Below are 13,767 nucleotides of genomic sequence, written 5' to 3'. Positions count from 1 at the left end.
TGGTCACCATGACAACGCCAGCAGAAGGCGCACTTCTCATCGAATCGGCCATGCCGACCTACGATGTCGCCATTGCCGAGCACATCATCGTCGCCGCGGATCCAGCAACCACATTCACAGCGGCCTGCGAGCTCGACCTGCTCACAGTGCATTCGCCGGTGCTGGACCTGTCAATGTGGCTACGCGGTTTACCGGCCCGACTCTCCGGCACGGCACCACCTGCTCCGCTGCCCCGCCTGGTGATCGGCGAGGGGGTGGGGCTGCCAGGATGGACGCTTCTGGGCGAACGACGCGATCACGAGATCGCCTTTGGTGCTGTCGGCACATTTTGGCAACCCACCATCGAATGGCGTGATGTCGCCGCCGCTGATTTCCGGGGATTCGACGACCCCGGCTGGGGCAAGATCGCCGCGAACTTTTCGGTCCTACCCTACGGCGCCTCGGCTTCGCTTCTTTCCTACGAATGCCGCACCGAGACAACCGATCTCGAATCACGGCGACGTTTCCTGCGCTACTGGTGGCTCATCCGGCCGTTTGTCGGCCACATCATGCGGGCCACCCTTGGGCAGATTCGTACCAACGCTGAGGGGTTTGCCGACCGACGTCTCGCGGGCGGTGCAAGACCTCAGCCTGCGTGACTAAATCTCGCTGCTCTGCGATGAATCCGGTGCTCGCGGCCCCGAGTGCGGTCTGGTTGCCCGTGCAGATGCATGGGGTCGGCGTAGAACACCTTCTTGGTCACCTCGACAAGTACCAGATATGCCACGGTCATTACGACCAGAGCCGTGAAGAATGGCCACGGCAATGCAGTGAAACCCAACGCCGGGGCAAGCGGAGACAATGTCAGCGCGACGCCCACTCCGATCACCACAAATGTCGTGACCGTCAGTACTCCCCCGGGTCTGCTGCGGTAGAACGGGATCCGGCGGGTACGAATCGCAAAGATGATCAGCGTTTGTGTCGCAAGGGATTCGACGAACCAGCCGGTGCGGAACTCGACTGGTCCGGCGTGCAACGCACCCAGCATGAGCGCAAAGGTGATGAAATCGAACAGCGAGCTGATCGGGCCGAACGTGAGCATGAAGCGGCGGATGAACGCGATGTTCCAGTGCGCGGGAGCATGGAGTTGTTCTGAGTCGACCCGATCGGTCGGGATAGCGAGTTGGGAGCTGTCATACAGCAAGTTGTTGAGCAAGATCTGACTGGGCAGCATCGGCAAGAAGGTGAGCACCGCCGAGGCCGCCGCGGCACTGAACATGTTACCGAAATTGCTTGAGGTGCCCATCAACACGTATTTGATGGTGTTGGCGAAGATACGACGACCCTCCGCGACGCCGTCCGCCAATACTCCCAGATCCTTCTCCAGCAAAACCACATCAGCGGCGTCCTTGGCCACATCGGTAGCAGTGTCCACCGAGATACCGACGTCCGCTGCGTGCAGGGCGAGCGCATCGTTGACACCGTCGCCCAAGAAACCCACGGAACGCCCGTGCCGTCGCGCCGAGACGATCAGTCGCGCCTTCTGCTCCGGGGAGATCCGGGCGAAGATGGTGCACTGCTGCACTCTGTCGTTGAACGCGGTGTCGTCGAGCACGTCCAACTCGGCTCCGGTGACCGTGCCCTTGGAGTCCAAACCTAATTCCGCACATACCTTTTCGGCGACTTGCGGATTATCGCCGGTGGCGACTTTGACTTCGATGCCCAACTGTGCCAGCCGCTGAAGTGAATCCCGGGCGGCGGCCTTCGGTTCGTCGGCGAAGACCAGGAAGCCGCTGAGCGTCAGACCGGACTCGTCGGCGGCGACGATGGTGGATAGTTCCGTGGCCGGCCGGCTGGCGACGGCCACCACTCGGCGACCGTCGCAGAACAGGGCCGCGAGCGTCGATTCGGCGGATATGGGTACTTCGACACAGTTCGCGAGTACCTGTTCGGGTGCACCTTTGACCACCAGCAGCCGCTTCTCTCCATCACCGACGAGCGCCGAGGCGGCGCGGCGGGTGTGGTCGAACGGCAGCGTGGCCACCAGCGGTAGGTCTTCAGTCAACAGGGCGTCGGCCCGCGGAGATTCCCACAGGGCGGCATCGAGGGGGTTACCGGATCCGCTGCCGGTCAACGGATCGAGCCCGGTGGCCAATAGTCCACACTGGAGCACCCGGTCCGACGATTGCCCAGCGGAATCAACAGTGTCGACCAGCGTGAGGTGACCGTCGGTCAGTGTGCCCGTCTTGTCGGTGATCAACACGTCGATATCGCCGAGGTCTTCGATACATACCAGGCGTTTGACCAACACCTTGAGTCGAGCCAGCCGGCCCGCACCGGTCGCCAAACTCGTGCTGACCACGGCTGGCAGAAGTTGGGGTGTGATGCCGACCGCGATCGCCAAGGCGAACAGGATGGAGTCGATGATCGGTCTGTGCAACAACAGATTGGTGATCAGGATGACCGCAGTCAACGTGAGAGCCACCCACAGCAGCAGGTAGGAAAAGCGGCGCAATCCCACCTGGAAAGCAGTCTCGGGTTGGCGCGCCCCGAGGCCGGCGGCGATCCGACCGAACTCGGCGTCAGGGCCCGTCGCGTACACGATTCCACGCCCGTCGCCGGCGCTGACGACGGTACCCATGAAGGCAATAGTGACCGAATCAGACTCAGCACCAACATCACTGGGGTCGGACCGCTTCTCCACCGCGGTTGACTCGCCTGTCAGGATACCTTCATTGCATTCGAGCCCGGACACCCCGATCAGCCGAAGATCAGCGGGAACCACCTCACCCAGAGCGAGTCGCACCACATCGCCCGGCACCAGAGCGGCCACGTCCACGGTGGTGTACGACCCATCCCGGCACACCACGGCGGTGTGACGCAGTGTCGAATGAAGCTCCGCTGCAGCACGTTCCGCGCGATACTCGTTGAAGAATCCCAGTCCGACACTGGACACCAGGATCACGCCGATGATGATCGCCTGAGTGCTGTCACCGAGGAAGAACGACAACGCGGCGGTGCAGGCGAGCAGTATCAGGACGGCGCTGCGAAGTTGACGTCCCAGCACGGCGAGTGCGCTGACCCGGTGCGTACGAACCGCGTTGGGTCCGTGACTGATCAGCCGCGCGGCAGCATCCGCACTGGCCAGCCCCTCGGTGGAGCTGGCCAACCACTCGATGACCTCGTCGAGTGGAGCCGAACCTACCTGCGCGGCGGTGTGCACCTGGCGCGCGTCGGCCGGCAATCGGCTGGCGCTGGACAACATGGCATCAGCATGCTGCATCATGACGCGTCAAGGCTGCCGATAGTCGATCACCATGCGACCGTCGATCTCACCACGCTTCATCCGGTCGAACACCTCGTTGACCTCGTCCAAACGTGTGGCGGTAACAATGGGATGAATCAGCCCACGCGCATAGAAGTCCAGTGCTTCGGCCATATCTTCGCGGGTGCCGACGATAGATCCGCGGATGGTCAGACCCTTGAGCACGATGTCGAAGATCGGGGCAGGAAAGTCGCCAGGGGGCAATCCGATCAGCACGATGGTCCCACCCCGTCGGGCCAGTCCGATGGCTTCGCCGAAGGCCTGGGGGTGCACCGCGGTGACCAGCACCCCGTGTACTCCACCGGTGGCGTTCTGCACAGCGGAGACGACATCGGATGTGGTGGCATTGACTGTCACCTCAGCACCGAGACGGGCGGCCAGAGCCAGCTTCGAATCGTCGATGTCGACGGCCACCACCCTAAGACCCATTGCCCGGGCGTACTGCACCGCGATGTGACCGAGTCCGCCGATCCCCGAGATCGCCACCCACTGGCCGGGACGCGTGTCGGTGACTTTGAGCCCCTTGTAGACCGTCACACCAGCACACAGGATGGGAGCGACTTCCAACAGGTCGACGCCGTCGGGGATGCGCACGGCGTAGTCGGCGTTGACCAGCATGTAAGTCCCGAAACTGCCGTTGACGCTGTAGCCACCGTTTTGTTGGCTCTCGCACAACGTTTCCCGCCCGGTGCGGCAGAATTCGCAGCGACCACACGCCGACCACAACCAGGCATTGCCCACCCTGTCGCCGACCTTGAGGTCAGCGACGTCGCTGCCAACGGCGACCACAGTTCCACACCCCTCGTGACCCGGGATGAATGGTGGTGTCGGTTTGACCGGCCAATCACCCTGCGCGGCATGCAGATCGGTGTGGCAAACCCCGGAGGTCTCCAGTTTCACCAACGCTTCACCAGCTCCAGGAACAGGTAGATCCATCTCGGCGATGTCCAACGGTGCGCCGAATTCAGTCACCACCGCAGCGCGCATGGTGTTATGGGCGGCCGCATTGGCGCGGATCGGGGAATCAATTGTTTGCGTCATTCACTGTTCCAGACTGATTGGTTGGTCGATGGTTTCGTGCGCGAACTTCGTCGTTACGACTTACGGGCGATAATCACCGGGACCCGGGCAGATTGCACCACGGCGGACCCGACCGAGCCGAGCAACATTCCTGCAAATCCGCCCCGACCGTGACTGCCGACGACGACGAGCTGAGCACCTTTCGACTCCTCGACGAGATGTTCGGCAGCCTGGTCGGTTACGACGACGCGCCGTACCGTGACATCTGGGTACTGCTCCTGCCAGCCTGCCAGCCGCTCAGCCAACAATTCGTGCCCACGCTGCTCCACTGTGGCCAGGTCGATGTCGAGGTACTGCCCACCGTTCCAGTCGCTGCAGGCATGCAGGGCCACCAGCCCAGTACCTCGGCGTGATGCCTCGTCGAACGCGACCGCTGTCGCCGACTCGGAGAACGGTGAACCATCGATACCGACCACCACGGGGGCGGCGGCGGTATCCGACAACGGACGGTTGTCGTCATGAATGACAGCGACTGGGCACAGGCCGTGCTGGGCCAGCCCCGTGGCGACCGACCCCAGCAGTCGGTGAAGCCGTCCACGACCATGCGACCCCACGACGACGAACTGAGCGTCCTTCGACAGGTCAGCGAGGGACGCGACCGGTGGCCCGGTCACCATCGCGGTCTCTATCCGGATGGACTCGGCCCGCGTCGCGTCTTCCGCGATCTTCACCGCGTCGTGAATGAGGGCCTGCCCCTCGGCCTCTTGCCATTGCTGAAATCCGGGGGGAATCGGCACCTCCGGCCATGTCATCACCGCCGGCGGCATGAGGATATGGGCCAAGGTCAGAGGCACATTGCGCAGCGCCGCCTCCCTGGCAGCCCATTCGACGGCATTTTGTGACGCCGGCGATCCGTCGATGCCGACAACTATTCCATGATGCACTGTCCCACTGGTCATTTCGCCCTCCTTGACGCTGGCGGCTGACGGTCAGCGCAGCGGCACCTAACGGTTTGCGTGCTATGAGACTTCACGTTAGGAGCTATTGCGTGCCAAGTCGCGGGCCGTTGGTCACCTCCGTGGCGCCATTGGGCACTGATCAAGAAGCCAGCACCACGCGGCCCAACCTTGCACTAAAGGCGCTTGTCGTGAGGACGGTTGAACTCAGTGCGGCGGGACCCGAGTGGCGTTACGCGCTGTCCTGCTGACCCTTGGCTCTGCGGAACCAACTCCTGCGGGGAGACGCAGCAGCCTCACTGCTCGAGTGGCCGGCGCACCACTGGGCAGCGGGCACGCCACGCCTGACGGCGTCGACGTGCATTCCACAACCTGACCAGGTGGTTTTTCCGCACACTCGGCACTTCACGGCACGACACATGAGTATTCCTTTCCAGTTCGATCAGGGTTTTCAGGCCAGGCTCAAGAACAGCTTCTCCAGCTCTTCGAGGGTTAATACTTCGGCGGGGCCACCGCCTCCGTTGCCGGGGTCGATACAGCTGCGCAGCCCGGCGGCGATGATGGTAAAGCCGGCACGGTCCAACGCTTTGGACACCGCGGCGAGTTGAGTGACGACGTCTTTGCAACTGCGGCCCTGCTCGATCATCGAGATCACTCCGCCGAGTTGCCCGTGCACACGCCGCAACCGGTTGAGGGCGGCGACCAAGTCGGCGTCGCACCGAGATCGCTGGTCGCTGCTGGTCGCTGAACCCGCGCCGGCCGTTTCACTCATCTTCCATTAATACCATACCCCCTATGGTATTTTCTAGCCCGTGAGCAGGGCCCCCGATTTGTCACTTTATACCCCTAGGGGTATGTTCCACAGGGATGGCATCGCCTCATGCGATGAGGTCTGTCAATACGTCTGAGATAGGGCACACACGATGAAGATGCGGTCGATGTTCGGCTGGTTCCAACGGTTCTGGGTGGTCGTGGTGGTGGTGCTAGCCCTCTTGGTCGGCGTCGCCGTGGTGGGCCGCCTGCGCACCTTCTTCGACTCCGACCTGCCCTTCGTTGCCGGATCGGAACACGTGGACGCTATCGTGCCGTTCAACACCAAGCGGGTGACCTACGAAATAGTCGGGCCGGAGGCGACCACAGGGCGGGTGAGCTACCTCGACGTCAACGGAAAGACACAGGAGGCGGGCTTCACGACACTGCCCTGGTCGGTGACGCTATCAACCACCGCCCCCGGGGTCTTGGCCAACGTAGTGGCCCAGGGCGATAGCGGATTCCTGGGCTGCCGAATCCTGGTGAACGACAAAGTGGTCGCCGAGCAGCATGCGCAGGGCCGTGACGCCCAGGCCTTCTGTCTGGACAAAGCCGCATGAGCACCAACTCCACGCATACGTTCATTCCCCGTACCCTCCGCGCCGGTGCGATACCGATTATCGTGATCTGGGTCGCGATCACAGCCGGACTGAATCTTCTTCTCCCACAGGTCGAATCAGTCAGCAAACACAATGTGGTGTCGATGTCACCGCAGGACGCACCTTCGGTCGTTGCCGCCAAGAAGATGGGGGCAAAGTTCCAGGAGTCCACCTCCGACAGCATTGCGATGGTGGTGCTGACGAGCGACCAACCGCTAGGCGACGATGCACACCGGTACTACGACACACTGATCGGCAATTTCGAGCGGGACACCCACCACGTCGAACACGTCCAGAATTTCTGGGGCGATCTGATCACCGCCGCCGGGGTACAGAGCAGCGACGGTAAGGCCGCTTACGTCCAGCTCAACCTCGCCGGCGATCAGGGCAGCACCCTGGGCAACCAGTCGGTGGAAGCCGTCCGCGACATCGTCGACCACACGCCGCCGCCGGACGGACTGCACGTCTACGTCACTGGTCCCGCCCCACTGACCACGGATTCACTCGAGACCGGTGACAAGAGCATGGTCCAGATGACCGTGGTCACCATGGTCGTCATCACGATCATGCTGCTGCTGGTCTACCGGTCGCTCAGCACGGTGCTTCTCATCCTGGCCATCGTCGGCATCGAGATGGGATCGGCACGCGGTGCAGTCGCCCTGCTCGGCCACTTCCGCATCATCGATTTCTCGACGTTCTCAGTTCCGTTGCTGACGGCCCTGGCGATCGCCGCCGGCACTGATTACGCCATATTTCTCATCGGCCGATATCAGGAAGCCCGCCAGAACGGTGAAGACTCTGAAACCGCCTACTACAGCGCATTTCACGGAGTCGCACATGTGATTCTTGGCTCGGGGCTCACCATCGCCGGAGCCATGCTGTGCTTGCGGTTGACCCGGCTGGCCTACTTCAAGTCACTGGCCTATCCGTCAGCGATCGCCTTAATCATGGTCGTCGCGGCGTCACTTACCGTCGCCCCGGCCATTCTTGTGGTGGCAAGCAAGTTTGGCCTACTGGATCCCAAGCGCAAGATGAAGACCAAGGGCTGGCGACGGATCGGTACGGCGACCGTCAGGTGGCCGAAACCGATCCTCGCCGTCGCATCCACCGTCATCATTCTGGGCATCCTTGCCACGATCGGCTACAAGACGAGCTACAACGATCGTCACTACATCCCCGCCGACGTCCCGTCGAACGTCGGCTATGCCGCGGCTGAAAAGCACTTCAGCGCAGCACGACTCAACCCCGACATCCTGATGATCGAATCCGACCACGATATGCGCAATCCCACCGATATGATCGTGCTCGACCGGATCGCCAAATCGCTGTTCCGGATCCGCGGTATCGCCATGGTGCAGAGCATCACCCGGCCGCTGGGCTCGCCGATCGCGCACAGTTCCATCCCCTATCAGGTCAGCATGCAGTCAGTGCCCATCACCCAGAACCTGCAGTTCCTCAAGCAGCGGGTGGGTGATATCGGCACGATGTCTGACAACTTGGGCGCGATGATCACGTCCATGGGCCAGATGTACACCCTGATGCAAAAGTTGTCCGACGCCACCCACCGCACCGTCGACACCACCCATCGCGGGGTCGATGACGCCAATACGCTGAAGGCTTCACTCGATGTGATGCGCGATCATCTGGCCGACTTCGACGATGAGGTTCGTCCGATTCGGAACTACTTCTACTGGGAACCAAACTGTTTCAACATTCCGGCGTGCTGGGGTGTCCGGTCAGCGTTCGATGCCATCGACGGCGTCAACGGTCTCAGCGACAACATGGCCACACTGCTCAGAGACATGGCTGAGCTGACCAACGGGATGGACGATATCGATGCGCTGACACCGCAACTGGTCGCACAGTTCCCGCCGATCATCGCGACCGCGACCACCATGCAGCAGACCCTGCAGACCATCCACAGCAGTTTCAGCGGGCTCATCGACCAGATGCAGCAGATGACCGACACCGCCACCGCGATGGGCGAGGCATTCGACGCATCCAAGGCCGACGACTACTTCTATCTCCCGCCAGAAGTCTTCGCCAACCCCGACTTCCAAAAGGGACTGAAGCTGTTCTTGTCCCCCGACGGCAAGGCCGCGCGTCTGATCATCACCCACGACGTCGATCCGGCTACCGAGCAGGGCATTTCGACGGTGGACGACGAACTCGTGGCGGCGCACGAGGCGGTGAAGGGCACCTCTCTTGCCAACGCCGAGATCAACCTGACCGGCACCGCGGCAACGTACCGGGATATCCAGTCGGGCGCGAAATACGACACCATGATCGCCGCATTCGCAGCGCTCACGCTGATCTTCCTGGTCATGCTCATCATCACCCGGGCGCTCGTCGCGTCGCTGGTGATCGTCGGCACCATCGTGATGTCGCTCGGCGCCGCATTCGGCGTGTCGGTGCTGGTGTGGGAGCGGATTGTCGGCATCGAGCTGAACTGGATCGTGCTCGCCTTTGCGGTGATCATCCTGATGGCCGTCGGCAGTGACTACAACCTGCTGCTGGTCTCTCGGTTCAAGGAGGAGATCGGCGCCGGTATCAACACCGGGATCATCCGGTCGATGGGCAGCACCGGCAGCGTCGTGACCGCCGCCGGCCTGGTGTTCGCATTCACCATGGGCTCCATGGTCTCCGGCGCCCTGCTCAACGTCGGACAGGGCGGCACCACCATCGGGATCGGGCTACTGCTCGACACCCTGATCGTGCGCTCACTGATGACACCGTCCATCGCAGCTCTGCTCGGGCCGTGGTTCTGGTGGCCGCTGAAGGTCCGTTCGCGGCCCGCCGACCAACCGCGTCGCCATATCGAGGCGGCGACCCCTGAGCCAGCGGACACCGACGGCGATCCGTTGAGCACCAACTGAGTGAAAGGCTAGGAATGACAACTGTATTAGAGGTCGATCCGGCTGGGGCGATGAAACTCATCAAGTCCGGCGCCATCCTGCTCGACGTTCGCGAGGATGACGAGTGGACAGCCGGACATGCTCCAGGCGCGGTACATGTGCGACTCGGCGACCTCGCCGCGCACTCCTTCGACACGGCCACACCCATTGTCGCGGTGTGCCGGTCGGGCAACCGATCCGGTGTGGCGGCCACGAGACTCGCGGCCGCCGAGGTGGCCGTCTACAACCTGGTCGGTGGGATGGGGGCATGGCGGCAGACCGGGCATCCCGTGATCCGAGACGACGGTACGGCCGGGATCGTCATCTGATCTGCAGAGTCGCCCAGTTCATCGACACTCCCGTCACGTCGACGGAGTTGCGCCTGCGTCGGCGAACTCGCAGAAGGCAGCGTAGGCGCGGGCGCCATAGATGGTGGCCGGCCCACCATGCATCATGATGCTGACACCGATGACCTCCGCTGCCTCCTGCTTGGTGGCACCGGCGCGGACCGCGCCTCGAGCGTGCGACGCGATGCATCCGTCGCAGCCCTGGACAACTCCGATCACCATCGCGATCAATTCCTTGAGCTTGGCATCCACCGCGCCAGTACCCATGGCGGCGCCGCTCAGCGCGCCGAATTGTTCGTATACCGCGGGAATCATCTGCCGCAAGGCACGATGTTGCGGCTTGAGCTCGTTGAGTACATCGGAGTGGTGATCGTGGTCTGTCATATGTTCAACATATGCGGAGGGGGGTATCGAGCGGCAGGGACTTTTGACCCTGGTGTGACCTGCTAACCGGACCCACAATGACGATGGCGGGGTCCTAACTCGCCACCCGAGACGGGGATGATCGCATGGCCACGAGCGCCGGAAGCAGAGCAACGCCGCTACCCACCTCGCTTCTGCTCGAGCGGGTCCGGCAGGGTGTCATCGGTAACGACGCCGTCCTGGACGGACCCTACGGTCGGCGCAGGATTACCTACGCCGACTACACCGCCTCGGGACGGTCGCTGGACTTCATCGAAGATTTCATCCGCCAGCATGTGTTACCGCGCTATGCGAACACCCACACCGAGAGCTCTGGCACCGGACTGCAGACGTCGCTGCTACGAGAAGATGCCCGCCGGATCATCCACGACGCGGTGGGCGGCACCGATGACGATCTGGTGATCTTTTGTGGGTCGGGGGCGACTGCGGCGGTGAACAAGCTGGTCGGAATTCTCGAACTGTGCGTTCCGTCTGGGTTGGCCAAGCGCTACCGATGGGATCAACAGATCCCTGAGCTGGAACGGCCGGTGGTGTTCATCGGCCCCTACGAACACCACTCCAATGAGTTGCCCTGGCGGGAGTCCATCGCCGATGTGGTGGTGATCGACGAAGACGCCGACGGTCACATAGATTTGGAACAGCTGGAACAAATGCTCATCAGGTATGCGGGGCGACCACTGCGTATCGGTAGCTTCTCGGCCGCCTCGAATGTCACCGGCGTGCTGTCCGACACCGACCGGATCGCCACTCTGCTGCACGAGCACGGTGCCCTGTCCTTCTGGGACTACGCTGCCGCAGGCCCCTATGTGCCAATTCGGGTGCGGAACAGCGATGCCGACCACGATGACCATAAGGACGCCATCTTTCTCTCGCCGCACAAATTCATCGGTGGTCCGCAAACCCCAGGGGTTCTCGTCGTCCGCCGCGAGCTGGTGCGCAATGCCGTACCCACCGCGCCGGGCGGTGGAACCGTTGCATTCGTGGATCCGACAGAGCATCGCTACGTTGACGACCCGATCGCCCGCGAAGAGGGCGGTACTCCCGCCATCATCGAGTCCATCCGTGCGGGAATGGTTTTCGCACTCAAAGAAGCTGTGGGAACCGGTCTCATCGAACAGCGCGAACAGCAACTGTGGTCCCGTGCCCTAGACCGTTGGCACGCTCACCCGAACATCGAAATCCTCGGCCATCTGCAGGCTCGACGACTTTCCATCGTGTCGTTCCGTATCCGGTCGGGCACGAGACGCTACCTGCACCACAATTTCGTCGTGGCTCTGCTCAACGATCTCTTCGGGATCCAGGCCCGGGGCGGATGTTCCTGTGCCGGCCCGTATGGGCACCGGCTCCTGACTATCGACCCACAACATTCCCGGGCCTTCCGTGAAGAGATCGAGTTGGGTTGTGAGGGAATCAAACCCGGCTGGACGCGCATCAATTTCAACTACTTCATCTCCGACACCGTGCGGGATTACCTGATCGACGCCGTCGAACTGATCGCATGGTACGGCGATCGCCTCCTCACCGATTACACCTTTAGCCCGGACACCGGCATGTGGCGTCACCGAAAGGGCCCAGCCCAGAATCTACTGCGACTGACTGATGTCTTCTACGATGAAGTGGGCACTCTGCGCTGCCGGGCGGACTGCGAGACGCTAGACGAGGCGGCCTTGGCGGAGCACCTCCGCGAGGCCCACGCGGTGATGGCGGCCCGGTCCGACAAGGTACCTGACGGTGATACCGGCCTGCCCGCACATTTCGAGGCGCTGCGCTGGTTTCCGCTGCCTGCGAGTTGCGTGACCGCGGCCGTTTGACCGATCAATGCCTACGCTGTCGGATCCTCGGTCAACCGCAGGTAAGGCTTGAGTGTCGAATATCCCGGGAAGCGTTGGGAGGCCTCGGTATCGGAGACGCTGAGGCCGATGATCACGTCCTCCCCCGGCTGCCAATCGGCAGGGGTAGCCACGGGTTGCGCCGCGGTGAGCTGCAGGCTGTCAATAGCGCGAAGGATCTCCGGGAAATTGCGTCCGGTGGCCATGGGATAGGTCAGGTTGAGGCTGATCTTCTTGTCTGGACTGATCACGAAGACCGAGCGGATGGTGCTCGTCGAACTCGCGTTCGGATGAATCATGTCGTAAAGCACCGACACCTTGTGGTCCGTATCGGCAATCATCGGGAAGTTCACCTCCGTGCCTTGCGTCTCACCGATGTCACGCTCCCATTTCATATGGGATGCAACCGAATCCACGGAGAGTCCGATAACTTTGGTGTTTCGCCGATCAAACTCGCTCTTGAGCCGGGCGACGGTTCCCAGTTCAGTGGTGCACACCGGGGTGAAATCGCCGGGGTGGCTAAACAGCACTCCCCAGTCATCACCGAGCCAATCGTAGAAATTGATGACTCCCCGCGTGGTGTCCGCGGTGAAATCGGGTGCTTCGTCTCCGAGATGCAATGTCATGGTTTACCTTTCGTTGGCGAGCTAGCTGAATGTGCGCGCGGCGGGGCTACCTGGAGCAGTACTGACGTTAGTAAGCCGTTGCGCTGCGGCCACGAGGCATTGGTCCTCAATCAATGAGCACTTGGGACCCAAATGCCTTCACCTTCTTCACCGATGAAGTGTTCTAGGCGATGAAGATCGTGTCGATCAGGACGTAGGCCGCCACCGCAAAGACCAGGTAGGCGAACCAATGTTGCAGTCGTCGCGTGTCGAGCTTGGTGCCGAAGTGGCCGGCTAACAGCGACCCGAGGACGGCGGTGCCGACGAAGGCGGCGGTGATCGACCAGTCGATGCTGCCCGCACTCAGATGTGACACGACCCCCGCTGCCGAATTGGCGACAATGATCACCAACGATGTACCGATTGCAATCGGCATCTCAACGCCGAGCAACAGCACCAGGGCCGGAATGATCAGGAAGCCGCCGCCGACGCCGAAGAGTCCGGTAAGCAGACCGACGAGGAAACCTGCGGGGATGGACCTCGGGGCGCAACGGCGCCAGTTGATACCGGAATCGCCGACTTTGCATGCCGTGCCAGTGTCCCTGTTGTCCTGCAACATTCGGATTCCCGCCACCACCATGACTACGGCGAAGCCACTCAGGAGGACCGACTGAGGCAGGTGTTTACCGACGGCAGTGCCGACGAAGGTGGCCGGAATGCCGGCGAGCGCGAAGATGGCAGCCAGTCGCCACTGGACCTGCCCAACGCGAATCTTGGGCAGTGCGCCCACCGCCGACGCAGTGCCGACCACGATCAACGACATCGGAATGGCCTGCTCAATACCCAGACCCAACACGTAGACCAGCGCAGGAACTGCCAAGATGGACCCGCCACCGCCGAGGAGTCCCAGCAGCACGCCGATGACAGCGCCGACGGCAAGAGCGATGGCGGTGGTCATCGATGGCCTCTCCCCCGAGTGT

General features: G+C 62.3%; 13 protein-coding genes. 5 read left to right on the top strand and 8 right to left on the bottom strand.

The features are described from left to right. Positions 1–8: 8 nt before the first annotated feature. Positions 9–638 (top strand): hypothetical protein, encoded by a 630-nt coding sequence (locus ADBZ9O_RS16950; RefSeq protein WP_526523805.1) that lies wholly within the window; start codon positions 9–11, stop codon positions 636–638. On the opposite strand, the gene mgtA is transcribed toward ADBZ9O_RS16950, so the two are convergent. The 5 genes from mgtA to ADBZ9O_RS16925 all read right to left on the bottom strand — a co-directional run bounded on the left by mgtA (position 626) and on the right by ADBZ9O_RS16925 (position 6,052). After that, complete coding sequence (gene mgtA / locus ADBZ9O_RS16945) at positions 626–3,265, bottom strand: magnesium-translocating P-type ATPase (protein ID WP_526523803.1); 2,640 nt, start codon at positions 3,263–3,265, stop codon at positions 626–628. The two genes, ADBZ9O_RS16950 and mgtA, sit on opposite strands and share 13 nt — an antisense overlap. A 6-nt stretch (positions 3,266–3,271) precedes the next feature. Next, entirely contained in the window at positions 3,272–4,345 is a 1,074-nt protein-coding gene (gene adhP / locus ADBZ9O_RS16940; protein WP_526523801.1) for an alcohol dehydrogenase AdhP, read from the bottom strand. A gap of 53 nt (positions 4,346–4,398) precedes the next feature. Further along, the gene (locus ADBZ9O_RS16935; protein WP_526523799.1) at positions 4,399–5,283 is read right to left on the bottom strand and encodes a universal stress protein; all 885 of its coding nucleotides are present in this window, start codon (positions 5,281–5,283) and stop codon (positions 4,399–4,401) included. Between the two features lie 229 nt (positions 5,284–5,512). After that, a complete protein-coding gene (locus ADBZ9O_RS16930; protein WP_526523797.1) occupies positions 5,513–5,644 on the bottom strand; it encodes a hypothetical protein in 132 nt (43 codons plus the stop codon). A gap of 87 nt (positions 5,645–5,731) precedes the next feature. Further along, positions 5,732–6,052, bottom strand: a complete 321-nt coding sequence (locus tag ADBZ9O_RS16925) for a metal-sensitive transcriptional regulator (protein WP_526523795.1) — start codon at positions 6,050–6,052, stop codon at positions 5,732–5,734. Positions 6,053–6,203: 151 nt separating this feature from the next. Between ADBZ9O_RS16925 and ADBZ9O_RS16920 the strand changes: the two genes are divergently transcribed. From ADBZ9O_RS16920 to ADBZ9O_RS16910, 3 genes are read left to right on the top strand one after another with little or no spacing between them, the layout of a single operon-like run. After that, a complete protein-coding gene (locus ADBZ9O_RS16920) occupies positions 6,204–6,650 on the top strand; it encodes an MmpS family transport accessory protein (protein WP_526523793.1) in 447 nt (148 codons plus the stop codon). Continuing rightward, entirely contained in the window at positions 6,647–9,565 is a 2,919-nt protein-coding gene (locus ADBZ9O_RS16915) for an MMPL/RND family transporter (RefSeq protein WP_526523791.1), read from the top strand. Before ADBZ9O_RS16920 ends, ADBZ9O_RS16915 begins: the two co-directional genes overlap by 4 nt. 14 nt (positions 9,566–9,579) lie before the next feature. After that, positions 9,580–9,912 carry a rhodanese-like domain-containing protein gene (locus ADBZ9O_RS16910; RefSeq protein WP_526523790.1) on the top strand — a complete coding sequence of 111 codons (333 nt, stop codon included), beginning with the start codon at positions 9,580–9,582 and terminating at the stop codon, positions 9,910–9,912. 33 nt (positions 9,913–9,945) lie between these two features. Here ADBZ9O_RS16910 and ADBZ9O_RS16905 read toward each other — a convergent pair whose 3' ends face one another. After that, the gene (locus ADBZ9O_RS16905) at positions 9,946–10,314 is read right to left on the bottom strand and encodes a carboxymuconolactone decarboxylase family protein (RefSeq protein WP_526523788.1); all 369 of its coding nucleotides are present in this window, start codon (positions 10,312–10,314) and stop codon (positions 9,946–9,948) included. Between the two features lie 125 nt (positions 10,315–10,439). Between ADBZ9O_RS16905 and ADBZ9O_RS16900 the strand changes: the two genes are divergently transcribed. Then, entirely contained in the window at positions 10,440–12,164 is a 1,725-nt protein-coding gene (locus ADBZ9O_RS16900; protein WP_526523786.1) for an aminotransferase class V-fold PLP-dependent enzyme, read from the top strand. Between the two features lie 11 nt (positions 12,165–12,175). Here the strand turns inward: ADBZ9O_RS16900 and ADBZ9O_RS16895 are convergent, their stop codons facing one another. Beyond that, positions 12,176–12,808 (bottom strand): peroxiredoxin, encoded by a 633-nt coding sequence (locus tag ADBZ9O_RS16895; protein ID WP_526523784.1) that lies wholly within the window; start codon positions 12,806–12,808, stop codon positions 12,176–12,178. Between the two features lie 163 nt (positions 12,809–12,971). Continuing rightward, positions 12,972–13,745 carry a sulfite exporter TauE/SafE family protein gene (locus tag ADBZ9O_RS16890; protein WP_526523782.1) on the bottom strand — a complete coding sequence of 258 codons (774 nt, stop codon included), beginning with the start codon at positions 13,743–13,745 and terminating at the stop codon, positions 12,972–12,974. Positions 13,746–13,767: the final 22 nt, after the last annotated feature.

This window comes from Mycobacterium sp., from assembly GCF_965229105.1.
In the GTDB taxonomy this organism is placed as follows: domain Bacteria; phylum Actinomycetota; class Actinomycetes; order Mycobacteriales; family Mycobacteriaceae; genus Mycobacterium.
This window is presented reverse-complemented; position numbering and strand designations above follow the sequence as displayed.